Below are 23646 nucleotides of genomic sequence, written 5' to 3'. Positions count from 1 at the left end.
CCGGGCGTCAGCCGCCCTTGACGCCTCCGGCCCGCCCACCTAGATTGATTCCAGATAGTAGAAAACAAATTCCACAATACGAAAGTGCTCACCGCGGGGCGCGACGGGAGCGCGAGTCCGACAGCCGAGGCAGGAGTACTCAATGGCTCGTATGACCGCTGCCCGCGCGGCAGTCGAGATCCTCAAGCGCGAAGGCGTCAGCGACGCGTTCGGGGTCCCGGGTGCGGCGATCAACCCCTTCTACGCGGCCCTGAGGGCCGCCGGTGGGATCCACCACACCCTGGCCCGCCATGTCGAGGGCGCCTCCCACATGGCGGAGGGCTACACCCGTACGCGCCCCGGCAACATCGGCGTCTGCATCGGCACGTCCGGTCCGGCCGGGACCGACATGATCACCGGGTTGTACTCCGCCATCGGCGACTCGATCCCGATTCTGTGCATCACCGGTCAGGCGCCGACCGCGGTCATCCACAAGGAGGACTTCCAGGCCGTCGACATCGCGTCGATCGCGAGGCCGGTCACGAAGATGGCCGTCACCGTCCTGGAGGCGGCACAGGTCCCGGGTGTCTTCCAGCAGGCCTTCCATCTGATGCGCTCCGGCCGTCCGGGCCCGGTCCTCGTCGATCTGCCGGTCGACGTCCAGCTCACCGAGATCGAGTTCGACCCGGAGACCTACGAGCCGCTGCCGGTCTACAAACCGGCGGCGACCCGCGCCCAGATCGACAAGGCGATCGGACTGCTCAACTCCTCCGAACGTCCGCTCATCGTGGCCGGCGGCGGTGTCATCAACGCCGACGCCGCCGAACTCCTCGTGGAATTCGCGGAACTGACGGGCACTCCGGTGGTTCCCACGCTGATGGGCTGGGGTGTCCTGCCCGACGACCACGAGCTGAACGCCGGAATGGTGGGCCTGCAGACCTCGCACCGCCACGGCAACGCGACGTTCCTGGAGTCCGACTTCGTCCTCGGTATCGGCAACCGCTGGGCCAACCGCCACACCGGCCGGCTCGACGTCTACACGGCGGGACGCACGTTCGTGCACGTGGACATCGAGCCCACGCAGATCGGCAAGATCTTCGCCCCGGACTACGGCATCACCTCCGACGCCAAGGCGGCCCTCGAGCTGTTCGTCGCGGCGGCACGCGAGCTGAAGACGGCGGGCCGGCTTCCCGACCGCTCCGAATGGGCCGCCGCCGCCCAGGAGAAGAGGGCCCGCCTCCAGCGCCGGACACACTTCGACGACATCCCGATCAAACCGCAGCGCGTCTACGAGGAGATGAACAAGGTCTTCGGTCCCGAGACACGGTACGTCTCCACCATCGGCCTCTCACAGATCGCCGGCGCCCAGATGCTGCACGTCTTCAAGCCGCGCCACTGGATCAACTGCGGCCAGGCCGGACCGCTCGGCTGGACCGTCCCGGCCGCGCTCGGCGTGGCCAAGGCCGACCCGGAGGCGCCCGTGGTCGCCCTGTCCGGGGACTACGACTTCCAGTTCCTGATCGAGGAGCTGGCCGTCGGGGCCCAGCACCGGATCCCGTACATCCATGTGCTGGTGAACAACGCCTATCTGGGCCTGATCCGCCAGGCGCAGCGGGCGTTCGAGATCGACTTCCAGGTCAACCTGGAGTTCGAGAACATCAACTCGCCCGAGCTCGGCGTCTACGGCGTCGACCATGTGAAGGTCGCCGAGGGCCTCGGCTGCAAGGCGATCCGGGTGACCGACCCGAACGAACTGGGCGCCGCCTTCGAGCAGGCCAGGAAGCTCGCCGCCGAGTACCGGGTCCCGGTCGTCGTCGAGGCGATCCTGGAGCGCGTCACCAACATCTCGATGTCGACCACCAACGACATCTCCCAGGTGGTCGAGTTCGAGGAGATCGCCACCGAGCCCGAGCACGCGCCCACGTCCATCAGGACACTGAAGGTCTGACACAACGTGAGGGCCCTCCGTGCGGCGGGGCCCTCACCTCTCCCGCGCGGGCCCTCCGTGTGCGGTCCGGCCGGCCGTTGCCGGGTCCCTGCCCACCCCCACGACTGACGTCCGGCGGCCCACGCTCCACGCGCCGTACGACGCGCACCCGGGACCTCGTCCCGCGGCGCGGACCGCCACTCCGCCGGACCCGAGCGACCTCATGTCGTGCCGCAGGACAGGCCCGAGCCGTCGCCCCCGCCCCAGGACTGCCGCAGCTCGAGCTCCGTGGTCCCGCTCCGCCCGACGAGCCCCGCCTCGCCTGCGAAGCGCGGTACGAGCGCGGTCAGCGCCCGGTCGCCGTACAGCGCGACGGCGAGCAGCACTTCGTCGTCGGACAGTCCCGTCCTCGACGCGGGGAGAGGGGCGCCGTCCCGAAGGTGCCCGCGCAGGCGCCGCCCGGACACCGTGGGGCCGGGCAGGAAGCCGCGCAGCAGTCCGGCCGCCACGAGTTCCCGGCGCAGTTCGTTGAGAGCCTCGCGCACGCCTCGTCGGTCCATCAACTGCCGTAGTCCCGCGGGCCGGTAGAGCGCGGAATGCACGGCCTTGGTGAGCGCGGGCACGGAACGGCCCGCGGCGCCGAGCGCCCGTGCTGTCCGCATCGTGCCCGCTCGGCCCGCCTCGACGGCGCCGCGCAGATGCAGGTCGAGCACGGCGACCGTGACGGCGGCGCGCGGACCGCCCCGCAGAAAAGCGATCTCGTGCGGCTCGGGCCGATTCGTCTCGGTGTCGCCCATGGAATCCTCCGAACGGGGCGGGGCCCGCCGCCCCCGTGTCGGCGGGCCCCGCGTGCCTCGAATCTGCCCCGGCCAAGGGGGAGTTGAAGCCTTCTGGGCGGTGTTCAGAGGTTGATTTGAGGGTTGCGTACCCGGTGTACGCCCGAGGGCGTAGGCGGGCTCATTCGGTGTCGTGCTCGGACAGGCCCGGCCAGTCGTCGGGCCCGCCGCCCTGCCACTCGATGAGGTCGCTCTCCTCGACCTCGATCCGGTCCAGGTCGGCCAGGCGCAGGATCTCGACGACATCGTCCAGGTGACTGGCGATCCCGAGGGTCACCGGGCCCTCGGTGACCCGGCGCGAGCCGTCCAGGGCCGGGGAGTGCACCACGATGTGCGGATGTTCCGTTGAGTTCTGCATGTCTTCAGGCTCCTGCCGTCAGGGCCGATCCGCACCCGGGCACACCGAGGGCGCCGGACACGCGTCGTTCCGTGTCCGGCGCTCCCGGTGCTTACATGAGGGGGGACCGCGACGGGTGCGACGGTCCGGGGCCGGCCTCTCTCGGGTCGAGAAGCAGGCCCCGGGCCTTCACCACCGCACTGGCTCGCACGCCGCCGCGGCCCTCCCCCAACCCGCCGCCGGGGCCGGCGACCACCCCTCATCCGGGTCGCCGTCGGCGGCGGGTCATGCGTCCGCTTCCCGACCTTCCGTCAGGGTCCGGACGCGGTCTCGGGCTCGTCGAAGGTGGTTTCCGGGCCGTGGCGGCGCCTTGGGCGCGACAGGACAGTTGTCGGCGCCGCCGCGGCCCGGAGTCTTTGAGGTGTCAGACCTGCTCGCCGGAGAGGCGTTCCACACCGCGCAGCAGGGCCGAGTGGTCCAGTCCACCGTCGCCCTGCGCCCGCAGACTGGCGACCAGTTGGGCGACCACGGCACCCACCGGGATGGCGGCACCCACGGTGCGGGCCGCGTCCGTGACGATGCCCATGTCCTTGTGGTGCAGGTCGATGCGGAAGCCCGGCTTGAAGTCGCGGTTCAGGAAGTTGTCCTTCTTGCGCGCCAGCACCGTGGAGCCGGCGAGTCCGCCGCCCAGGACGTCGAGGGCCGCTCCGAGATCCACGCCCGACCTCTCCAGGAACACCACGGCCTCGGCGCACGCCTGGATGTTCACCGCGACGATCAGCTGGTTGGCGGCCTTCACCGTCTGGCCCGATCCGTGCGGACCGCACAGGACGACGGTCCTGCCGAGCGCCTCGAAGATCGGCCGCGCCGCGTCGAAGTCGGTCCCCTCACCGCCGACCATGATCGACAGCACGGCCTCGACCGCGCCTGCCTCACCGCCGGAGACCGGGGCGTCGAGCACCCGGATGCCCTTCTTCCCGGCGGCCGCCGCGAGATCGACGGATGTCCGCGGGGTGATCGAGGACATGTCGATCAGCAGGGTGCCGGGCCGGGCGTTCTCCAGGATGCCGTCCGGGCCGTATGCGACGGCCTCGACCTGCGGGGACGCGGGCACCATCGTGATCACGACATCGGCGCCCCGGACGGCCTCGGCGACGGAACCGGCCGCGGTGCCGCCCGCGGCGCTCAGCCGCTCCAGCTTCTCCTGCTCCAGGGTGTAGCCGGTGACGTCGTATCCCGCCTTGATCAGGTGCTCCGACATGGGGGAGCCCATGATGCCGAGGCCTATCCAGGCGATCTTGGGGAGCGTGGTGGTCATGGGGTGCCTCTCTGACTGCTGCGATACGTCGTTGGGTTGCCGCTCAGCGGGCGGCGCGTGCGTGGGCCGGCAGCCAGCCGAAGGCATCGGCGCTCGGTGCGTCCCCCGGCTTGTACTCCAGGCCGACCCAGCCGTCGTAGCCCGCCTCGGCCAGTCGGTCGAGGAGGTCCTCGAGGGGGAGGGACCCCGTGCCCGGTGCGCCGCGGCCGGGGTTGTCGGCGATCTGGACGTGGCCGGTCCTCGACGCGTACCGCTTGATCACCGACGGCAGGTCCTCGCCGTTCATCGACAGGTGGTACAGGTCCATCAGGAACCTCGCGTTGCCGAGGCCGGTCGCGGCGTCGACCGCGTCCACGACCTCCATCGCGGAGGGAGCGCTCACCAGGGGGTACAGCGGTGACTCCGGCTTGTTGAGGGCCTCGACCAGCAACACGGCCCCGATGCGCTCCGCGGCCCGCGCCGCGAGCACCAGGTTCTCCAGGGCGAGCGCGTCCTGTGCGGCGGGGTCCACACCGTCGACGCGGTTGCCGTACAGGGCGTTGAGCGCCTTGCAGCCGAGCGACTGCGCGAAGTCCGCCGCGACGTCGACGTTGTCGCGGAACTTCTCCGACTCCTCGCCCGGGACCGACAGCGCCCCGCGGTCGGGCCCCGGAAGCTGCCCTGCGTAGAAGTTCAGCCCGGTGAGCCGGACTCCCGCGTCCTCGATCGCCTTTTTCAGGGCGTCGAGCCGGGACCGCTCCGGGGTGGGGGAGTCGGCCCAGGGCCACCACAGTTCGACCGCGGTGAAGCCCGCGGCGGCGGCCGCCGCCGGACGTTCCAGGAGGGGCAGCTCCGTGAAGAGGATCGACAGGTTGACGTTGAAGCGCTGGTCCGCGAATCCCATCGGGGTGCCGCTCCTTTTCCGTATTGCGGAACTATATTTCTGCTTGATGGAAAGCCTGCCGCCGGGTGTGAAGGCTGTCAAGGGCGTGCGCCGAAAACCGGGCCGTCCCCGGCGGGGTGCGGGCCGGGTGCTGCTCCCGCCCTCTTTTCGGGGCGGGCTCCGGCGGGGTGGTCCGTTAAGGTCTCTGCAGGCGGCCGGGGCGGTCCGACCCCGAGGGTGGACCCGGCGGGTGCGCGCGGGTCGGAGGAGATGCCATGGGGGCACAGGTGCGACTGAGGGTGGAGTTCACGACCGAGCCCTTCGATCTCGACGAGGCGCCGGCCCATGCGCTGGTCGCCCGGGAGGTCCTCGGTTCGGCCGAACTGGACGCCGTGGACGTGGGCCCGTTCGGCAACACCGCGGAGGGGGGCGCCGACGTGGTGCTCGACGCCGTCGGCGCGGTGCTGCGCAAGTCCCTCGAGGCCGGTGCCACCCGGATCTCCCTGCAGGTCAACGTGATCGGGGAGGGGGAGTGACGGGCCTCGGCGACGAGCCGTTCGTCGCGGCCGTGAAGCCGCTCGTCGACGCCATGGGCGGCGAGATGCTGCCCCCGGACCAGGCCGGCCCCGACGATGTCGTACTGGCCTGGGAGGGCACGGACGTCGTCGCCGTGCGCCTGCCCCAACTCGCCGACTCGCTCGATCACATCCTGGCCGCGATGGAGCGCCGGTGCGGCAAGCCGCTGGCCGAGCTGGACCGCAAGGCCAAGCAGGAGGTCGTACGGATACTGGAGGCGCGCGGTGCCTTCTCCGTGCGCCATGGGGTGGAGACCGTCGCCGGGGCCCTCGGCGTGAGCCGCTTCACCGTCTACAACTACCTGAATCGTGAGAAGGGGGCCTGACCGGCCCCGGAGTCCCTCTCCTGAGTCCGCCGCGAACCGCCGCCCGGTGTCCGGGTGGCGGTTTCCGTGTTCCGACCCTCGCGGCCCTGAATTTTCAACAAAGTGTTGACGTTGCGTCGCGGGTGGGCGTTAGCTGTTCGCAAGCCGTTCAGCCCCCAGTCCGCGGAGGCTCCCGTGACTTCGACTTCCATGCCGCCGGGTCTCACCCGGTTCAACTCCCTGGCGGGGCCCGCGGCCCGGGCCGTGCTCCTGGAGGTGTGCGCCTCCACGGCATGGGCCGGGCGGCTGCTCGCCGCGCGCCCCTGCACGGCGGCCGGGGACCTGTACGCCGCGAGCGACGCCGCCGTGGCCGGACTGACCGCGGAAGACCTGGACGAGGCCCTGGCGGGACACCCCCCGATCGGCCGCCCCCGGACCGGGGACCCCGCCTCGGCCCGTGAACAGCGCGGTATGGCCGGGGCCGCCGAGGAACTCAAGGCGGAGATGCTCGAACTCAATCTGGCGTACCAGGAGAAGTTCGGCCATGTCTTCCTGATCTGCGCGACCGGGAAGACCGGGGAGCAGATGCGTGACGCGGCCAGGGAACGGATCGGCAACGCGCCGGAGCAGGAGCGGGAGATCGTCCGCACCGAACTGGGCATGATCAACCGTGTTCGGCTCGCCCGACTGCTCGACACCGCCTGAAGAGGAATCCGCATGAGCACCGAGACCACCGCCTCCGTGTCCACGCACATCCTGGACACCAGCGCCGGCCGACCCGCCGGGGGAGTCGCCGTCCGCCTCCTTGCCCGATCGGGCCGGGGCGCGGACTGGCGGGAGCTCGGCGGCGGCGCGACCGACGCGGACGGCCGGTGCAAGGACCTCCCGGTCCCGCCGGAGGGAACGACCCACGTACGGCTCGACTTCGCAGTCGAGGCGTACTTCGAGAAGAAGCAAGCCGATGCGCAGCAGGACGCCCCCGCGAATCGGGACAGTGGTGCGGCAGGGGTGTTCTTCCCGGAGGTGGCGATCACGTTCGCGGTCGTGCCGGGCGAGCACTACCACGTACCGCTGCTGCTCAACCCGTTCGGCTACTCCGTATACCGAGGGAGCTAGCAGACACCATGGCAGACCATTCCCACCCGGCCCGCCCGGCGGTCCTGGGGCAGAACCAGTACGGCAAGGCGGAGAACCGCGTCGTCAAGATCACGAGGGACGGCGCCACCCACCACGTCAAGGACCTCAATGTCTCGGTGTCGCTCTCCGGCGACATGGAGGAGGTCCACTACTCCGGCTCGAACGCCCACGTCCTGCCGACCGACACCACCAAGAACACGGTGTACGCGTTCGCCAAGGAGTACGGCATCGAGTCCGCCGAGCAGTTCGGCATCCATCTGGCCCGGCACTTCGTGACCTCGCAGGAGCCCATCCGGCGCGCCCGCATCCGCATCGAGGAGTACGCCTGGCAGCGGATCGGGACCTCCGGTGAAGGCGCCCACTCCTTCGTCCGCGAGGGCCGCGAGACACGGCTTGCGCAGATCACATACGACGGTGGGACATGGGAGGTCGTCTCGGGTCTGAAGGACCTCGTCGTGATGAACTCGACCGATTCCGAGTTCTGGGGCTACGTCAAGGACAAGTACACGACTCTCCCCGAGGCCCACGACCGCATCCTGGCCACCGAGGTCTCCGGCCGCTGGCGGTTCAACTGGACCGAGGACGCGCGGGAGATGCCCGACTGGGAGAAGTCCTACGAGCAGATCAGGAAGCACCTGCTCCAGGCCTTCGCCGACACCTACTCCCTGTCGCTGCAGCAGACGCTGTACGCGATGGGGGCACGCATCATCGAGCACCGCGACGAGATCGACGAGGTCCGCTTCTCACTGCCGAACAAGCACCACTTCCTGGTGGACCTGGAGCCGTTCGGACTGAAGAACGACAACGAGGTGTACCTCGCCGCCGACCGCCCGTACGGCCTGATCGAGGCCACCGTGCTGCGGGACGGCTGCGAGGCGAGGATCCCGGTGGACCTCACCAACCTCTGACGCACCGGGTGCCCCCGGCCCTCCGGGGGCACCCTCCTCCTTCGGCACCCGAGACTCCCGGGCCGCGGCACTCGAACCTCCGGGGTCCTGCCGTGCCCTCTCCACAGAGCGAAAAGGACGAACCGTGGCAGCAGACCGGCGCATCGTCATCGAGAACTGTGCGATCGCGACCGTGGACGCCGACGACACCGAGTACGCCTCGGGCCATGTCGTCGTCGCCGGGAACCGGATCGAGGCGGTCGGCGCCGGCGGGGCGCCGGAGAACCTGGAGAACGTCGTGCGGCGCGTCGACGCCTCCGGCCACCTGGTCACCCCCGGCCTGGTCAACACCCACCACCACTTCTACCAGTGGATCACCCGGGGCCTGGCGACGGACCACAACCTGTTCGACTGGCTCGTGGCGCTGTACCCGATCTGGGCGCGCATCGACGAGCCCATGGTCTACGCGGCCGCACAGGGTTCACTGGCCATGATGGCCCGCGGCGGCGTGACCACCGCCATGGACCATCACTACGTCCACCCCAAGGGCGCCGGCGACCTGTCCGGCGCCGTCATCCGCGCCGCCCGTGAGACGGGCGTCCGGTTCACCCTGGCCCGTGGCTCGATGGACCGCAGCGAGAAGGACGGCGGTCTGCCGCCGGACTTCGCGGTCGAGACCCTGGAAGGTGCGCTGGCCGCGACCGAGGCGACCGTCGACGAACACCACGACGCCTCGTACGACGCCATGGTCCAGGTGGCGGTCGCGCCCTGCTCCCCGTTCTCCGTCAGCACCGAACTGCTCCGCCAGGGCGCGGAGCTGGCACGGCGGAAGGGCGTGCGGCTGCACACCCACGGGTCCGAGACGGTGGAGGAGGAGAAGTTCTGCCACGAGCTGTTCGGCATGGGCCCGACGGACTACTTCGAGTCCACCGGCTGGCTCGGCGAGGACGTGTGGATGGCGCACTGCGTCCACATGAACGACTCCGACATCGCCGCCTTCGCCCGCACACGGACCGGGGTTGCGCACTGCCCCTCGTCCAACGCCCGTCTGGCGGCGGGTATCGCCCGGGTCCCCGACATGCTCGCCGCCGGCGTACCGGTCGGGCTCGGCGTCGACGGCACGGCCTCCAACGAGTCCGGCGAACTCCACACCGAGCTGCGCAACGCGGTGCTGATCAACCGGCTGGGCGCCCATCGGGAAGCCGCCCTGAACGCCCGTCAGGCATTGCGCCTGGGCACGTACGGGGGCGCTCAGGTCCTGGGCCGCTCCGCGGAGATCGGTTCCCTGGAGCCGGGCAAGCTCGCCGACCTCGTGCTCTGGAAGCTCGACACCCTGGCCCACGCCTCGATCGCCGACCCGGTGACCGCGCTGGTCCTCGGTGCGGCGGCCCCGGTCACGCTCTCGCTGGTGAACGGCGAACCGGTCGTCGAGAACGGCCGTCTGCTGCACGTCGACGAGGAAGCCGTCGCCCGCTCCACACGGGACGAGGCGCGGCGCCTGGCGCGGATCGCCGGGCGCGACTGAGCAGCCGAGTACTCCGGCGGGGAGGGACGGCTCCCGGCCGGCGGCCGTGGACCCGAGCGGGATCCACGGCACCCGTCTCCGGGGCACGCAGGGACGTGCGTGCCCCGGAACGGACTTCCGTCCCCGAACACACCGGACCACATGCACCACCTCCTTGAAACCCACGTCGGAGCCGACGTGCAACCGACCGGAGGAACCACCGTGGCCGCCCACCCAGTCGACGAGAAACTCCCCGCCCTCAAGATGGCGGCCAGTGGCCTGCAACATGTGGCCGCCATGTACGCCGGGGTCGTCGCCCCACCTCTGATCGTCGGCGCCGCCGTGGGCCTGACCGGCACCGACCTGACCTTCCTCACCGGCGCCTGTCTTTTCACCGCGGGCATCGCCACCTTTCTGCAGACCCTCGGCATCTGGAAGATCGGCGCCCGGTTGCCGTTCGTCAACGGCGTCACCTTCGCCGGAGTCGCGCCCATGACCGCCATCGCCGCGTCCACCGACGACCCGTCCGACGCCCTGCCGGTCATCTTCGGCGCGGTCGTCGTGGCCGGGCTGCTGGGTTTCCTCGCGGCCCCCTTCTTCAGCAAGGCCGTCCGCTTCTTCCCGCCGGTCGTGACGGGAACGGTCATCACCCTCATCGGGGTCTCGCTCCTGCCGGTCGCCTTCGGCTGGGCGCAGGGGCCCGACCCCGCCGCGGACGACTACGGGTCCGCGGTACAACTCTCCCTGGCGGGGGTCACCCTCGTCGTCGTCCTGCTGCTGCGCCGCTTCACCCGCGGCTTCGTCAAGCAGATCGCGGTCCTGCTCGGCCTGATGGCCGGCACGCTCGTCGCGATTCCCTTCGGGGTCATCGACCTCACGCCCGTCCTGGACGCGGACGTGATCGGCTTCCCGGCCCCGTTCCACTTCGGGGCACCGCAGTTCCGCCTGGCCGCGATCCTGTCCCTGTGCGTGGTGATGGTGGTCTCGATGACCGAGTCGACAGCCGACATGCTCGCCCTCGGCGAGATCGTGGGGCGTCCGGCCGACGAGCGGACCATCGCGGCCGGCCTGCGCGCCGACACACTCGGCTCCGCGCTGAGTCCGTTGTTCAACGGCTTCATGTGCAGCGCCTTCGCGCAGAACATCGGCCTCGTCGCCATGACGCGGATCCGCAGCCGCTTCGTCGTCGCCACCGGCGGTGGTTTCCTCGTCCTGTTGGGGCTGTGCCCGATGGCCGCCTCGCTCATCGCCGTCGTACCGCGCCCGGTCCTGGGCGGGGCGGGGGTGGTCCTGTTCGGCTCGGTGGCCGCGAGCGGCATCCAGACCCTCGTGCGGGCCGGACTGGACAAGGACGACAACGTGCTGATCGTGGCCGTCTCACTGGCCGTGGGCATCATCCCCATCACGGCCCCGCACTTCTACCACGCCTTCCCGCGGACGGCGCGGATCGTGCTGGACTCCGGCATCTCGGCCGGCTGTGTGGCCGCCGTCCTGCTCAATCTCGTCTTCCACCACCTGGGCCGGCGCCGAGGGGCCGAGGAAACGAGCCGTCCCATGGACGCGGGCGAGGAGATCGCGGCGGCGCACCGAGCCGGTGCGGGGGTGGTGCCTGAGCGGGACCCGGCCATGCCATGAGGTTGGCGAGGAGCTCGGCCTGCTCCATCGCGTCGTCCAGGGCGTGGTGCGAGTGAGGACGCTTCGAGAGCAGACGGGGCGGCATCGTGCGCTTGGCGACCGCCCGCAGGGGGAGCCCCGCCTTCGTCGCGTAGAGGGTCTTCATGTCCAAGCAGCCGGAGTGGCCGAACGGGCTCGCCCCCGTGAAGCGGATCAGATACCAGTACAGGAACGTCCAGTCGTACGAGGCCGGGTAGCCGCACATCACGGGCTGCCCGCCGGCGCTCACTTCACGCACCCAGTCCCCGAACTCCGTGAGCGCCACCTCGGGTTCACTTCCCTCGGCCTTCAGCCGCTCCCGGTCGAGCCCGCTCACCGCCAGCGCCTGCGGGTCGAACTCCTCGCTGATGGGGCGCAGTTCGCGGTAGAAGGTCTGCTGCTGCGGATCGGCCGCGGTGAAGCCCCGGGCGTCCTGGAAGCCGGCCACCGCCGCGCCCAGGCTGAGCATGGAGTACGGGCCCGGAATCGGGCCGTCGGCCTCGATGTCCACGGAGATGTACAGACTCGGCTTGATCGTTCGGGGTGCCATGGATGTGCAGCATCGCACCCCGGGACGACGTCCGCACCCGATATCCGCCTCGCACGGTGCCTGACCGGACGCGGCCGCCGTGAGCTCCGCCCGGGCGGAGCTCACGGCTCGTCGCATCGCCACCTCACCGCCGGTCACGTCCGTCGCCGCAGCACCCCCGCCGCCAGTACGAGTGCCGCCAGCGCGAACCCCGTCGCCACCATGAACGCGAGCCGATAGCCGTCCGCGGTGGCCGGCAGCAGCCCCGCACCCCGTCGGAGCAGCCCTTCGGTGCGGCTCGCCGCGAGTGTCGACAGGGCCGCGAGACCCAGTGAACCGCCCACCACCTGCGTGGTGTTGAACAGCCCCGAGGCCGCACCCGCGTCCTCCTCCCGCGCCCCCGACATGGCGAGCCCGGTCAGCGCGGGCATCGCGGCCGCGAAGCCGGCGGCCAGCAGGAGCAGCGGTGGCAGGACGTCGGGGAGGTAGGAGCCGTCGGCCGGCGCGCGGCTCAGCAGTGCCATTCCCGCGGTGATCAGCACCAGTCCGGCGAGCAGGACCCGGTACGCACCGAACCGGCCGATGGTCCGCGCGGACAGGCCGAGCATCAGCACCCCGATCGCGACGGGTGCCGGCAGGAAGGCCGTGCCCGTCGCCAACTCGCTGTATCCGAGGACCCGTTGCAGATACAGCGCGCCGATGAACTGGAAGCCGTACATCGTCCCGATCATCAGGATCTGCACGGCGTTCGCGCCGGTCACCAGGCGGGAGCGGAACAGCCGCAGCCGCAGCAGGGGCCGTGCGGCCCGCGCCTGACGGAGGGCGAAGGCCACGAAGAGGGCGGCGGCGAGCACGGCCGACAGCAGCGTGGCGGTCGGTCCGCGGTCACCGGCGCCGACGATGACGTACACCGTGAGCATCAGCGCGCCGGTGACGAGGGCCGCCCCCGGATAGTCGGCGCCCCTGCCGAGCCCGGCGCCGTCCTCCGGTGCCACCACACGGACCGCGGCGATCAGGGCGGCCACCCCGATGGGCAGATTGATCAGGAAGATCCGGTGCCAGCCCAGAACCTGCGTCAGTGCCCCGCCGAGGAAGGTGCCGAGTGCTCCACCCGCCGCTCCGACTGCGCTGAACACGGCGATGGCGCGGGCCTGTTCCCGCGGCTCGGGGAACAGCGCGACCAGCATGCCGAGTACCACCGCGGACGCCATGGCGCCGCCGACGCCCTGCACGGCCCGCGCCGCCACCAGCACGCCCTGCCCGGTGGCCACCCCGCACAGCACGGAGGCCGCGGTGAACACGGCGAGCCCCGCCGCGAACATCCGTTTGCGGCCCACCAGGTCCCCGAGCCGTCCCGCCAGCAGGAGCAGCCCGCCGAAGGGGATCAGATACGCGTTGACGACCCAGGCGAGTCCAGGCCCGCTGAACCCGAGGTCGCTCTGGATGGCCGGCATCGCCACGGTGACGATGTTGCCGTCCAGGATCGTCATCAGCGTTCCCGCGCACAGAACGGCGAGGGACGCCCAGCGAGAGTACGTGCGGTGCGGCGACGCCACCCGCGCCGATGCCCCGGTCGTGGTCGACATGACCTCGTGGCCTCCGTCATCTCCATGGTCACCAAAGGTGCACGACTTGTAACGGGGTCAATCGTCAGTGACCATGGAGGGCGGCGTAAGGAGGCAGTTCGATGTCCCAGAGGAACACCGGTGTTACCGCGCAGGTCGTCAACGCGTACGCGTGCCCGGTCCGCGAGGTTCTTGACAGGGTCGCCGGCAAGTGGAGCGTGCAGATCCTGGTGGCGGCCGCGCACGGGCCGATCCGCTTCACGGAGCTGGAGCGCGGCATCGAGGGCATCAGCCGTCGCATGCTCACGCTGACGCTGCGCAATCTGGAACGCGACGGACTGGTCACCCGTACCGTCCATCCGACGGTACCGCCGAAGGTGGAGTACGCACTCACGCCCATGGCCCAGGAACTGCACGAGACCCTGCAACGGCTGACCGACTGGGCCGAGCGCAACCGCGTCCACATCGCCGAGGCGCGCGCCGCCTACGACGTGGAGCACCGTCCGGAGCAGCTGGGCGCGTAGGCCGGGGACCTCACAGACCGAACGCCTCCGGTTCGAGTGCCAGTGACCGGAAGTACCCCTGCGGGTCGGCCACCAGCCTGCGCTCCTTGAGGTCCATCAGCCCGCCGACCGACGCGATCTCCGCGGAGACCGTGCCGTCCGCCTTGAGGATCGTCTGCATCACCCGGAAGGTCTTGCCCTCGCCCCACTCGAAGGCGCACGTCACCTCGACCTCGTCGCCTGCGCGCAGTTCGCGCAGATAGCGGATCTTCGTTTCGAGGACCACCGGTCCGACGCCCTTGGCGAGCAGCTCGGACGGACCCACCCCGGCGGCCTGGAGAATGCTCCAGCGCGCGTGCTCGGCGTACTGCAGATAGACACTCTGGTTGAGGTGTCCCAGGGCGTCGGTCTCGTACCCGCGGACGGTGACCCCGACGGAGAACGGGGCTGCGGCGGTGTCGGCCATGAGCTTCCTCCAAGGTGACGGCATCAGACGTAGGAAATCTACGTCAGGGCTCAGCGCCCCGATCGTCCGGCCGAGGACAACCGCCCTCCGGTGACGGGCCGTTCACGCCATGGGCGGCTCATCTGCGCCGCGGCGACGCCAGGAGATACCGCGCCCGGGTTTTCGGCTCCGAGTGCTCGCTCACCTGCCAGCCCGCCTCCTCCAGCGTGGCCGCGCAGGCGCGCAGCGCCGTGAGGTCCTCGTGGTGGACGGCGATCGCCTCAGGCTGCGCCGTCGCCCGCACCCGATAACCCTCGCCGTCGCCCGGCGCGGGACGATGTCCCGCCGCCTCCAGCGCGAGCGCGGCGGACCGCACCAGATTGGCGCGCTCCCAGGCGCACGGGCGGTCCACGGCGTCGCCCGGATTTGTCATCCGGCGCAGTTCCAGCAGCCCCTGCCAGGCACTGTGCACCTCCCGCCGCCGCGCGGGGGTCGTGTCCGCGCCGTCCTCGCCGCCCACGCGCGCGGCGAACACACCCGTGTCCCCCGGGGGCGCGGCCGAACCAGCCGGTTCCTCGACGGACGGCGCCTCCCGGATCCGATGGCCCGCGGGCGTCAGGAAGTGGTCGTGCGGCGGACGCGGATGCCGGAAGGCGAGGCCCCGCTTCACCAGGGCGGAGAGCTGGGCGTCCGTTCCGCGAAGACGCCCGGTCACGGGGTCGGCGGTGTTGATGACACGCAGCTGCGCGGCGGTCGGCGGCCGGGTCACGGCGTGCTCCTTCCCGCGCGGGCGGACCGGACCGGGGACCGGCGCCCGGAGTCCGGGTCAGTGCTCCGGGAGTCCCGCCTCTCCCGCGGAGAGGGACCCATGCGAACAGTACGCGTCGGGTCTGACATTCCAGCCGGCCACGACATGGCGGCGGTGCTCGAGGCCCAGGCGGCTCATCGTTCCGGTGGAGAGCAGGAACAGCGCACCGGCCGAGGCGGACAGGCCGAGGCGCCGCGCGGTCAGCACCCGCAGGAAATGGCCGTGGGAGACCACGACCACGCTGCCCTCGGCATCGCCCAGCGCCGCGTCGATCTTGGCGAGCATGCGGTCCGCGCGCGTCCCTACATCGTCGGGGCTCTCCCCGGGATGCTCGGGCGGTCCGGGTGCGACCCCGTCGGTGAACAGGAACCAGTCCGGCCGCGTCCGGTGGATCTCGAAGGTCGTGACCCCCTCGTACCCGCCGTAGTCCCATTCGGACAGGTCCGCGTCGACGCGCGCTCCGCCGATACCGGCCAGCCGGGCCGTCTCCAGGGCCCGCTGCATCGGGCTGACGAACGCCGCGGCGATGTGGTGCCGTGCGATCAGCGGCGCCAGCCGACGCGCCTGCTCCCGGCCGTTGTCGGTCAGCGGGACGTCGGTCCGGCCGGTGTGCCGCCCGGACAACGACCACTCGGTCTCCCCGTGCCGGACGAGAATGAGGTCGCCCACGCCGTGCCCTTCCTGTATCCGTCTAACGGCACCGTGCCACAGGCATGCCGGGCCGGCAGGGCGGATTGAGCCAGACGGCCGCCCCCTACTGGCGGTATCCGCCGAGGAACCGGCCGATCCGCCCGATCGCCGCCTCCAGGTCGTCCGCGTGCGGAAGCGTGAGGATGCGGAAGTGGTCGGGAGCGGGCCAGTTGAAGCCGGTGCCCTGGACCACCTGGATCTTCTCCCGCAACAGCAGGTCCAGGACGAACTTCTCGTCGTCGTGGATCGGGTGCACCTTCGGATCCAGGCGCGGGAAGGCGTACAGCGCGCCCTTCGGCTTCACACAGGACACGCCGGGGATCTCGTTGAGCTTCTCCCAGGCGCGGTCGCGCTGCTCGTGCAGACGGCCGCCCGGTGCGGTCAGCTCGTGGATGGACTGCCGGCCGCCGAGCGCGGCCTGGATCGCGTACTGGGCCGGGGCGTTGGCGCACAGACGCATGGAGGCCAGCATCGTCAGGCCCTCGAGGTAGTTGCGCGCGTGCTGCTTCGGACCGGTCACCACCAGCCATCCGGAGCGGAAGCCCGCCACCCGGTACGTCTTCGACAGCCCGCAGAAGGTGAGGACCACCAGGTCGGGGGCGAGCGCGGCGGCCGAGTGGTGCACGGCGCCGTCGTACAGGATCTGGTCGTAGATCTCGTCGGCGAGGACCATCAGGCCGTGCCGGCGCGCGAGGTCGAGGATGCCCGCGATGACCTCCTTCGGGTATACCGCGCCCGTGGGGTTGTTGGGGTTGATGATGACGACGGCCCTGGTGCGGTCGGTGATCTTGGCGGCCATGTCGTCCAGGTCGGGGTACCAGTCGGCCTGTTCGTCGCACAGGTAGTGGACCGCCTTGCCGCCCGCAAGGGTCGTCACGGCTGTCCACAGGGGGAAGTCAGGTGCGGGGATGAGGACCTCGTCGCCGTCCTCCAGCAGCGCCTGTACGGCCATCGACACCAGCTCCGAGACGCCGTTGCCGAGGAACACGTCGTCGACGTCCACGTCCAGGCCCCGCTCCTGGTAGCGCTGGGCCACGGCGCGGCGGGCGGAGAGGACGCCGCGCGAGTCCGTGTAGCCGTGCGCCTGCGGCAGCATCCGGATCATGTCCTGGAGGATCTCCTCCGGCGCCTCGAAGCCGAAGAGGGCGGGGTTGCCGGTGTTCAGGCGCAGCACGCTGTGGCCCGCCTCCTCCAGCGCGTTCGCGTGCTCGATCACCGGGCCGCGGATCTCGTAGCAGACCTCGCTGAGCTTGCTCGACTGCCGGAACTCCATGTGCCGCTTCCCCTCCGCCGACTGGTGTTGCTTGGTTTTACCAAGTGGAAGCTTGGTAAGTCCAACAACGTGTCTAGACTGCGTCGCATGTCACCTCGCCGAAGCTACGACCAGTACTGCTCCACGGCCCGGGCCCTCGATGCCGTCGGCGACCGCTGGACTCTTCTGATCGTCCGTGAGCTGCTCGCGGGACCGCGCCGCTACACCGATCTGCACGCGGACCTGCCGGGTGTGAGCACCGACGTCCTGGCGTCCCGGCTGAAGGACATGGAGCGCGACGGGCTGACCACGCGGCGGCGGCTGCCGCCGCCCGGAGCCGCGTTCGTGTACGAACTCACCGCCCACGGAAGGGACCTGCTCCCGGTGCTCCAGGCGCTCGGCGACTGGGGCGCGCCCGCACTGGCCGAGCGCAGGCCGACGGACGCGGTGCGCGCGCACTGGTTCGCGCTGCCGCTGCTGCGCTCGCTGGACGGCGAGGGACTGGTCGAAGTCCAGCTGGACGAGGGGGAGTTCCATCTGTGGCTGGGCGGCGCCGCGGACGGCCGGGTCTACGGCGACGGCGCGGCCCCCGGCGAGCCCGACGCCCGGCTGGAGCTCGACGGGGACACGTGCACGGCCCTGAGCCGGGGCTTCTTGACGCTGCATCAGGCAGTGCGTGACGGACGCATCGAGGTCTCGGGCGAGGGGACGCTCGCCAAGTCGCTGCGCGGGGAGTGAGCCGCGCACCGGGCGCTCCTCCCGCGCGCCCGGAACTCCCGCGCGTCCGAGGGGCGCGGACGGCGACGCAAAGGCCCGCCGTGCCGGAGACACGGCGGGCCTTGGACGGCGGTGTGTCAGTAGCCCTGCGGCACCCGGGACGGCCGTCCCGAACCACGCGTCAGCGCATAGCCCCCGATGCCCGCGAGCGCCGCGAGGATGCCGCCGATCGCGGTCCACACCCAGCGATCGGACCACCAGCCGGACGCCCAGCCGTCGTCGGGCTTCAGCGAGGACAGCACGGCCGCGTCCGACTCGGACGAGCTCTCCTCCTCCTGCGAGGTGGTCGCGATCCCGGGCACGAGCGGCTGCGCGAGCGATCCGTCCACCGCCGCCGAGCCGCCGATCTCCTTGGAATCGACCCGGAGTTCGGTGCTCACCGGCAGGCCGAGGTCCGCGGCACCGAGGTCCACGGCCGTCAGCCGGACGTAGTACGTGCCGGGCAGCGGGTCGTCGGCCCACGGCTCGGACCAGGCGCGGACCGTGCGCAGCGTGCAGGCCAGGTCCACGGAGGACGCACCCTGAGCCGCGGTGTGCGTCTGCGTGCCGTACTGGCACGCCTGCCGGCGCCGCAGCCCGTCGTAGACGTCCAACTGCCAGGTCTGCGCCCCGCTGCGGGACGTCGAGGGCAGCTTCACCGTCGCCTTCACCGTGGGGCGCTGCCCGGCGTCCGCGGGGAAGGACCAGTACAGGTAGTCACCGGTGGAGGCGCTCGCCGTGGCCTGCTGTCCCTGCTCGATCTCCGTCGCCGTACGGAACGACGTGCCCGCCGAGGTGGGCGCGGCGCTGTCGCCGGACGGGCTCGCGGAGGGCGAGGAGTCGGCGACGGCCGGGGTGACGGAGGCGCCCAGCAGCAGGGCCGCCGCGGTCAGCATCTTTCCGATACGCATCAGTTGGTCCTCCAGACCGCGAACCGCCAGCGCGAAATCCAACCCCACAGGACACCCGCGAGGAAGCCGGTCAGGACCAGGGCGCCGAGCAGCCACCAGCCGCGGCCGAGACCGAAGGAGGCGACATCGCCCGCCTGGTCGGGACCGTCGACCACGTCGACGGTCAACTCCAGCGGGAACCCGGGCGTCGTCTTGACCCCGGCCGCGGGCGAGAAGGAGTTGGCCACCTGCAGGCACACCGTCTCGGCGGGGGCGTCCTCCTCGTCGCTCTTCGCCTTCGGATAGCGAAGGCCCGTCGACATCACGTCCGTACGGCCGGAACCGGTCGCCTCGCCGCGCACGATCTCACGCCCGTGCACGGTGATCGCCCGCAGCGTCACCCCGTAGTCGGGGTTCACCTGCCGGTCGTCGGCGACACTCACGGAGGCGCGCAGCTCCTGACCGGGCGCCACGTCCACGCGGTAGAAGCGGTGCTGACCGAAGTCCTCGCGGTCCGTGTACAGACCGGACTTCAGCGTGGGCGCCGACGTGCACTGCCCGGTGCCGTCCACGGCCACCGGCGTGACCACCTTGTCCGCCGTACGGTCCACCAGCTGATTGACCTTGTCGGAGAGCTGCTCCTTGTGCTGCACCGAGGTGTAGGTGCCGCCGGTGGCCTCGGCGATGCAGCTGAGCTGCTTGCTGAGCTTGGCGTTCGGCACGAGGCCCAGGGTGTCGATGGTCAGCCCGATTCCCTTGGCCGCGATCTCACGGGCCACCTCACAGGGGTCGAGCGGGGCGCAGGTGTCCTCACCGTCGCTGATGAGGACGATACGCCGGGAGCCGTTGCCGCCGTCGAGGTCGTCCGCGGCCTTCAGCAGCGCCGGGCCGATCGGGGTCCAGCCGGTGGGCTGGAGCGTCGCCACGGCCGTCTTGGCCTCGGTCCGGTCCAGCGGCCCCACCGGATAGAGCTGCGCGGTGTCCTTGCAGCCGGTCTTCTGGTCGTTGCCCGGGTAGTTGGCGCCCAGCGTCCGGATGCCCAGCTGCACCTCCTCCGGAGTCGCGTCGAGCACCTCGTTGAAGGCCTGCTTCGCCGCGGCCATCCGTGAGCCACCGTCGATGTCCCGCGCCCGCATGGAACCGCTGACGTCGAGGACGAGATCGACCTTGGGCGCGTCCTGGGCTGTCGTCTCGTCGGCGACGGCGCCGGCCGGGACGGCCATCCCGGCCGCCAGGGCGGCGAGCAGGGTGCAGACACCCGTCGCCAGCCGTTTTCTTGTGATCATCGGCGGATCTTATTGATCAGACGGTGCGTGCTTCAAAACGAGCCGTAAAACCCTGGCGGTCCAGTCGAACAACCCTGCCGTACCGGCAGGTGGAAGCATGGTGAAGCTGCGGATGCCGGTGCCGCGTTCACGCCGGCGGGTCCGACTGCGGGGCGGCCGACGGGAGTTCGGCCGCCGCGCGGCGTCACGGACCCGCCCCGGTCAGCGGGTTCGGCAGCAGCGTCCACAGATCGCCGGACCGCCCCGGCGACAGCCGCATCAGAGTCAGGGCCTTGGTGGGCAGGGGCTCGGCGGACAGCGCCGCCAGATCCGCTGTGCGCGGCAGATCCCGCACGGCCGGCTCCAGTGCGTCCCGCAGCGCCGCCGCCGACCCCGCGGTCGAGGCCAGCGCGCCCGCCACCAGGGATCCGAACAGTTTGCGGCGCAAGGTCGTCTCGTCGTCCGTGACCATCCGGCCCGCCAGGTCCGGGGACTTGATGCCGTGCCGCGCCAGCCGGGCCGGGCTCACCCGGATGTCGGCGAGATCGCGATAGACCAGCCGTCGCGGGGCGCCCGTGGGCGAGAGCACGACCAGCAGGTTCTGGCCGTGCGCCTCCAGGGCGACCCCCAGGTCCAGCAGCCGCAGTCCCACGGTGAGGACGAGGCGGGTGAACGCCGCGAACCAGGCGGCGGACGAGGGCAGGCCGGTGAGCGGCAGAGCGGCGACGGGCACCACCCGCTCGCCGGCCGCGGTGTCGGCCCGCGTCTCGGGCGACTCGCGCACCACCGCCGCGAGATCGGGGGAGTGCGCGCTGACCGCCCCGAGAGTGCGGGTGACGTGCAGCAGGCCGTCGGTGCGCGCCGCCATCGACGCCACGAAGTCGGAGACGTCGAGCGACGTCTCGACGGACTGCACCGAGATGTCCCGCACCGAGGACGTCAGCCGTGCGCTGAGCGCCGTCTTCACATGCGGGCCGCCGTCGGGCAGGGCCAGGGTCCGCAGGGACATCAGCGGATGCGCGGCCGGCCCCTCCTGCGCAGGCACCCCGAGTACGTGAGCCGTCTGCCAGGGATGGACCGGGACCAGGGGGCGCCCGCCGTCCCGCAGCCACTTCGGCCACACGCCCCGGACGATACCGCCGTCGTCCAGGGGCATCAGACCGAGGCGTACCAGCGGCCGGTGCTCGGGTCCGTAGGCGAGCTGCTCGGCCACCGAGAAGCCCGGCCGGGACCGGCAGTTCGGATGGTACGGGTGCCCGTCGACCACCCGCTGCTCCCATTCCCAGGCGCTCGCCGGTTCCGGCAGGTCCTGCGGCTGGTCTGCCCGGGAGAGCGCCAACGACGCCGTGCTGTGGTCGAGTTCGGCGGCGAACGGGTCGCCGTGGGGGACACCGAGCGCCGTGACCAGCGCGCCCGGACAGCCGTGCGCCCGTCCCTCCAGGAGCACCTCGGTCGCATACGCGTCGGTCGCGTACGGGTCGGCGGGCGGCCCGTGCAGCCGGCGCCCGTCGGTCAGGTGGAGCAGGAGCCCGCCGGCCGTCGGCTCCCGGCGCGCGATCCACGGCAGCGGCTCATGGGCCAGCGCCCGCCACAGGCGCGACAGGACGGCGGCGCGGGCGCCGGGGAGCGCGGCCGCGTACGCCGCCGACAGGCCGGGCCGTACGAGATCGAGCTCGCGTGCGAACTCGGTCTCGGTGGAGGGGGAAGGGGGCACGGTCGGGCTCCTCGGGGGACGGGGGTGGCGGATCCTGGAGGCGGACCACCACCGACATACTGAGCGTCAGTGCACCGTACGGAACGAATGGATCACGTGGACCGCATGCACCCCAGGGACGATGTCCCCGAGCGCGCCGACGCCTACGCGGTGGCGCCGCTGCTGAACTGCCTGATCCGCGAGGCGGCGGAACCCACCGGCGAACCGGGCGTCCACCGGCTGCGGGCCGGCGGCCGGCTGCTTCGGATACGCGGCGGACGCCGGCCGCGGGATCCGGAGGTGTACGACGGCGGCTCCTGGCAGCCGCTCACCCATGCGGAACTGGTCAAGCTCACCGCCGACGAACTGCGCCGCGCCACCGGCCTCGACAGCCCGGAACTCCCCGTGGAGATGATCGACAGCCGGGACGCGGTGGCCGCGATCCTGGCCGCGCGTGCCCGGGCGACCGCGCCCGAGGACCCGTATGTGCGCTCCGAGCAGTCGCTGATCACCGGTCACCCCCACCATCCCGCCCCGAAGGCGCGCGGCGGCGGCCCCGTCGCGAACTGGCTGCCGTACGCGCCGGAAGCGTACGCCCGTTTCCCGCTCGCCCTGCTGGGCGTACGCGAGGACGCGGCGGCCGAGGAGGGCGACACGACGGCGCTCGATTCGCTCGGCTCCGCCCCGCCGGGGTACCGGCTGCTGCCCGCGCATCCCTGGCAGCTCGCTCTGGTGGCCGCCCGCCCGGAGATCCGGGAGGCTTTCGCCGACGGCCGCCTCGTCCGGCTCGGCGAGTCCGCGCTGCCCGTCGCCCCCACGGCGGCGATCCGCACCGTCTACGCCCCGGACGACGACCTCTTCCTCAAGTTCAGCCTGGACGTGCGGATCACCAACGACATCCGCCGGCTGTGGCGCCACGACCTGCTCAGGCTGCGCCGCACCGACGAGGCCGCCGTCTCCGCCTTCGCCGCGGGTCCCGGCCCGGCCGCCTGGCTGAGCGACCGCGGCTACCGTACGGCCGCCTTCGCCTTCGAGGAACTGGCCGTGCTGGTCCGCGACGGCCTGCGCCCGCATCTGCTGCCCGGCACCACGCCGCTCCTCGCCGCGGCCCTCGTGGAGGGCTTCGAGGACAGTCCGCTCAACACGCTCGACGACCCTGCGGCCTGGTGGACGGCCTATCTGCGCCAGGTCGTCCCGCCGGCTCTGGAGGCGTTCGAGCGGCACGGCGTCGTCCTCGAGGCGCATCTGCAGAACACGGTGGTCGCCGTGGACCCGACGGGCCTGCCCGTGCAGGCGCTGTTCCGGGACGCGGAGGGCGTGAAACTCCTCGCGGAGGTGTCCCGTGCGGTGGGCTGGGAGCGGCTCGTCTACTGCCTGGTCGTCAACAACCTCACCGAAGTGGCCGCCGTGCTGGTGGAGCGTCGTCCCGGCTGGAACCCCTGGCCCGCAGCCCGCGCCGAACTGGCCCGCCACCCGGTGCCCGAGATCCCGGGCCTGCTGGCCTCGCCCACCCTCCCCGGCAAGACGAACCTCCTGCTGCGCTGGACGGGCGCGGACGGCGCGGACGCGCGCTATCTGCCCCTGCCCAACCCGCTGGCGTGCCGGTGAGCGGCCCCCACCGGGCCCATGTCGCACACGGGCACGGAGCGGAGGTGCTCGGCGTCCGCGCCGTGCGGGGGCCGGGGGCACGACGGGTCGGCCGGACCGCCCGCGCAGCGCCGGCCCGACGACGCCCCTCGCGTCCCGACGTGGCGCCGGAGGCGAACCGCGCACCGAGCCGGTCGGGGACGTCGTCGACGGGCGACTCGGAGCCGTGAAACCGAGCAGTGCCCGGCCGCTCCGGCACTCCGTGCTCCGGTCACCCCCGGTTACTATGGTCACTTCATGCCGGAGGGCCGGAAACAGGACGGCCGGCTCCGTTGTGACACGC

Annotated in this window: 23 protein-coding genes and 1 pseudogene; 11 read left to right on the top strand and 13 right to left on the bottom strand. The window is 71.5% G+C overall.

From position 1 onward, the window contains the following. Nucleotides 1-142: 142 nt before the first annotated feature. On the top strand, nt 143-1927 hold the full coding sequence (gene gcl / locus RCR19_RS08745) for a glyoxylate carboligase (protein ID WP_331264618.1): 1785 nt from the start codon (nt 143-145) through the stop codon (nt 1925-1927). A 200-nt stretch (nt 1928-2127) separates the two neighbouring features. Here gcl and RCR19_RS08740 read toward each other — a convergent pair whose 3' ends face one another. The 4 genes from RCR19_RS08740 to RCR19_RS08725 form a co-directional block, all read right to left on the bottom strand. Further along, entirely contained in the window at nt 2128-2766 is a 639-nt protein-coding gene (locus tag RCR19_RS08740; protein ID WP_331269386.1) for a TIGR04222 domain-containing membrane protein, read from the bottom strand. A gap of 97 nt (nt 2767-2863) precedes the next feature. Then, a complete protein-coding gene (locus tag RCR19_RS08735) occupies nt 2864-3100 on the bottom strand; it encodes a hypothetical protein (protein WP_059129532.1) in 237 nt (78 codons plus the stop codon). 403 nt (nt 3101-3503) lie between these two features. Further along, the gene (locus RCR19_RS08730; RefSeq protein WP_331264617.1) at nt 3504-4397 is read right to left on the bottom strand and encodes a 2-hydroxy-3-oxopropionate reductase; all 894 of its coding nucleotides are present in this window, start codon (nt 4395-4397) and stop codon (nt 3504-3506) included. A 43-nt stretch (nt 4398-4440) separates the two neighbouring features. Beyond that, nucleotides 4441-5280, bottom strand: a complete 840-nt coding sequence (locus RCR19_RS08725; protein WP_331264616.1) for a TIM barrel protein — start codon at nt 5278-5280, stop codon at nt 4441-4443. 266 nt (nt 5281-5546) lie between these two features. Here RCR19_RS08725 and RCR19_RS08720 point away from each other — a divergent pair, with 266 nt between their 5' ends. From RCR19_RS08720 to RCR19_RS08690, 7 genes are all read left to right on the top strand, one after another. After that, complete coding sequence (locus tag RCR19_RS08720; protein WP_331269385.1) at nt 5547-5795, top strand: hypothetical protein; 249 nt, start codon at nt 5547-5549, stop codon at nt 5793-5795. Continuing rightward, nucleotides 5792-6160: a helix-turn-helix domain-containing protein gene (locus RCR19_RS08715; protein ID WP_331264615.1), complete on the top strand. Its 369-nt coding sequence runs from the start codon at nt 5792-5794 to the stop codon at nt 6158-6160. The genes RCR19_RS08720 and RCR19_RS08715 overlap by 4 nt, the downstream gene beginning before the upstream one ends. Nucleotides 6161-6334: 174 nt before the next feature. Continuing rightward, complete coding sequence (gene uraD, locus RCR19_RS08710) at nt 6335-6844, top strand: 2-oxo-4-hydroxy-4-carboxy-5-ureidoimidazoline decarboxylase (RefSeq protein ID WP_331264614.1); 510 nt, start codon at nt 6335-6337, stop codon at nt 6842-6844. Nucleotides 6845-6856: 12 nt separating this feature from the next. Beyond that, the gene (gene uraH / locus RCR19_RS08705; RefSeq protein ID WP_331264613.1) at nt 6857-7255 is read left to right on the top strand and encodes a hydroxyisourate hydrolase; all 399 of its coding nucleotides are present in this window, start codon (nt 6857-6859) and stop codon (nt 7253-7255) included. Between the two features lie 8 nt (nt 7256-7263). Beyond that, a complete protein-coding gene (pucL, locus tag RCR19_RS08700) occupies nt 7264-8184 on the top strand; it encodes a factor-independent urate hydroxylase (RefSeq protein ID WP_331264612.1) in 921 nt (306 codons plus the stop codon). Nucleotides 8185-8308: 124 nt separating this feature from the next. Then, the gene (locus RCR19_RS08695) at nt 8309-9688 is read left to right on the top strand and encodes an 8-oxoguanine deaminase (protein ID WP_331264611.1); all 1380 of its coding nucleotides are present in this window, start codon (nt 8309-8311) and stop codon (nt 9686-9688) included. 201 nt (nt 9689-9889) lie between these two features. Further along, nucleotides 9890-11302 (top strand): nucleobase:cation symporter-2 family protein, encoded by a 1413-nt coding sequence (locus RCR19_RS08690; protein ID WP_331264610.1) that lies wholly within the window; start codon nt 9890-9892, stop codon nt 11300-11302. Nucleotides 11303-11321: 19 nt separating this feature from the next. Here RCR19_RS08690 and RCR19_RS08685 read toward each other — a convergent pair. Both RCR19_RS08685 and RCR19_RS08680 read right to left on the bottom strand, forming a co-directional pair. Beyond that, a pseudogene (locus RCR19_RS08685) lies at nt 11322-11789 on the bottom strand (exonuclease domain-containing protein); the annotation flags it as partial. Between the two features lie 215 nt (nt 11790-12004). Beyond that, the gene (locus RCR19_RS08680; RefSeq protein WP_331264609.1) at nt 12005-13435 is read right to left on the bottom strand and encodes an MFS transporter; all 1431 of its coding nucleotides are present in this window, start codon (nt 13433-13435) and stop codon (nt 12005-12007) included. 101 nt (nt 13436-13536) lie between these two features. On the opposite strand from RCR19_RS08680, the gene RCR19_RS08675 reads away from it, so the two are divergent. Continuing rightward, nucleotides 13537-13938 (top strand): helix-turn-helix domain-containing protein, encoded by a 402-nt coding sequence (locus tag RCR19_RS08675; protein WP_115976585.1) that lies wholly within the window; start codon nt 13537-13539, stop codon nt 13936-13938. A gap of 10 nt (nt 13939-13948) precedes the next feature. On the opposite strand, the gene RCR19_RS08670 is transcribed toward RCR19_RS08675, so the two are convergent. The 4 genes from RCR19_RS08670 to RCR19_RS08655 all read right to left on the bottom strand — a co-directional run bounded on the left by RCR19_RS08670 (nt 13949) and on the right by RCR19_RS08655 (nt 17133). Beyond that, entirely contained in the window at nt 13949-14383 is a 435-nt protein-coding gene (locus RCR19_RS08670) for an acyl-CoA thioesterase (RefSeq protein WP_331264608.1), read from the bottom strand. 118 nt (nt 14384-14501) lie between these two features. Next, a complete protein-coding gene (locus RCR19_RS08665) occupies nt 14502-15131 on the bottom strand; it encodes a hypothetical protein (RefSeq protein ID WP_331264607.1) in 630 nt (209 codons plus the stop codon). A gap of 57 nt (nt 15132-15188) precedes the next feature. Beyond that, nucleotides 15189-15839 carry a histidine phosphatase family protein gene (locus RCR19_RS08660; protein WP_331264606.1) on the bottom strand — a complete coding sequence of 217 codons (651 nt, stop codon included), beginning with the start codon at nt 15837-15839 and terminating at the stop codon, nt 15189-15191. Nucleotides 15840-15924: 85 nt separating this feature from the next. Further along, nucleotides 15925-17133 (bottom strand): pyridoxal phosphate-dependent aminotransferase, encoded by a 1209-nt coding sequence (locus tag RCR19_RS08655; protein ID WP_331264605.1) that lies wholly within the window; start codon nt 17131-17133, stop codon nt 15925-15927. Nucleotides 17134-17220: 87 nt separating this feature from the next. On the opposite strand from RCR19_RS08655, the gene RCR19_RS08650 reads away from it, so the two are divergent. After that, nucleotides 17221-17850, top strand: a complete 630-nt coding sequence (locus RCR19_RS08650) for a helix-turn-helix domain-containing protein (RefSeq protein ID WP_331264604.1) — start codon at nt 17221-17223, stop codon at nt 17848-17850. Nucleotides 17851-17966: 116 nt separating this feature from the next. On the opposite strand, the gene RCR19_RS08645 is transcribed toward RCR19_RS08650, so the two are convergent. The 3 genes from RCR19_RS08645 to RCR19_RS08635 all read right to left on the bottom strand — a co-directional run bounded on the left by RCR19_RS08645 (nt 17967) and on the right by RCR19_RS08635 (nt 21737). After that, entirely contained in the window at nt 17967-18779 is an 813-nt protein-coding gene (locus RCR19_RS08645; protein ID WP_331264603.1) for a hypothetical protein, read from the bottom strand. Further along, nucleotides 18779-20044 carry a VWA domain-containing protein gene (locus RCR19_RS08640; RefSeq protein WP_331264602.1) on the bottom strand — a complete coding sequence of 422 codons (1266 nt, stop codon included), beginning with the start codon at nt 20042-20044 and terminating at the stop codon, nt 18779-18781. Before RCR19_RS08640 ends, RCR19_RS08645 begins: the two co-directional genes overlap by 1 nt. Nucleotides 20045-20228: 184 nt before the next feature. Next, nucleotides 20229-21737: an IucA/IucC family siderophore biosynthesis protein gene (locus RCR19_RS08635; RefSeq protein ID WP_331264601.1), complete on the bottom strand. Its 1509-nt coding sequence runs from the start codon at nt 21735-21737 to the stop codon at nt 20229-20231. Between the two features lie 87 nt (nt 21738-21824). Here RCR19_RS08635 and RCR19_RS08630 point away from each other — a divergent pair, with 87 nt between their 5' ends. Further along, on the top strand, nt 21825-23324 hold the full coding sequence (locus tag RCR19_RS08630; protein ID WP_331264600.1) for an IucA/IucC family protein: 1500 nt from the start codon (nt 21825-21827) through the stop codon (nt 23322-23324). Nucleotides 23325-23646 lie beyond the last annotated feature (322 nt).

Source organism: Streptomyces sp. WAC07094 (assembly GCF_036320405.1).
Classification (GTDB): domain Bacteria; phylum Actinomycetota; class Actinomycetes; order Streptomycetales; family Streptomycetaceae; genus Streptomyces; species Streptomyces lannensis.
This window is presented reverse-complemented; position numbering and strand designations above follow the sequence as displayed.

Coding starts and splice junctions, on each gene's coding strand:
- gcl (WP_331264618.1), top strand. CDS start 143: ATGGCTCGTATGACCGCTGCCCGCGCGGCAGTCGAGATCCTCAAGCGC.
- RCR19_RS08735 (WP_059129532.1), bottom strand. CDS start 3,100: ATGCAGAACTCAACGGAACATCCGCACATCGTGGTGCACTCCCCGGCC.
- RCR19_RS08730 (WP_331264617.1), bottom strand. CDS start 4,397: ATGACCACCACGCTCCCCAAGATCGCCTGGATAGGCCTCGGCATCATG.
- RCR19_RS08725 (WP_331264616.1), bottom strand. CDS start 5,280: ATGGGATTCGCGGACCAGCGCTTCAACGTCAACCTGTCGATCCTCTTC.
- uraH (WP_331264613.1), top strand. CDS start 6,857: ATGAGCACCGAGACCACCGCCTCCGTGTCCACGCACATCCTGGACACC.
- pucL (WP_331264612.1), top strand. CDS start 7,264: ATGGCAGACCATTCCCACCCGGCCCGCCCGGCGGTCCTGGGGCAGAAC.
- RCR19_RS08680 (WP_331264609.1), bottom strand. CDS start 13,435: ATGTCGACCACGACCGGGGCATCGGCGCGGGTGGCGTCGCCGCACCGC.
- RCR19_RS08675 (WP_115976585.1), top strand. CDS start 13,537: ATGTCCCAGAGGAACACCGGTGTTACCGCGCAGGTCGTCAACGCGTAC.
- RCR19_RS08670 (WP_331264608.1), bottom strand. CDS start 14,383: ATGGCCGACACCGCCGCAGCCCCGTTCTCCGTCGGGGTCACCGTCCGC.
- RCR19_RS08655 (WP_331264605.1), bottom strand. CDS start 17,133: ATGGAGTTCCGGCAGTCGAGCAAGCTCAGCGAGGTCTGCTACGAGATC.
- RCR19_RS08650 (WP_331264604.1), top strand. CDS start 17,221: ATGTCACCTCGCCGAAGCTACGACCAGTACTGCTCCACGGCCCGGGCC.
- RCR19_RS08645 (WP_331264603.1), bottom strand. CDS start 18,779: ATGCGTATCGGAAAGATGCTGACCGCGGCGGCCCTGCTGCTGGGCGCC.
- RCR19_RS08640 (WP_331264602.1), bottom strand. CDS start 20,044: ATGATCACAAGAAAACGGCTGGCGACGGGTGTCTGCACCCTGCTCGCC.
- RCR19_RS08630 (WP_331264600.1), top strand. CDS start 21,825: ATGGATCACGTGGACCGCATGCACCCCAGGGACGATGTCCCCGAGCGC.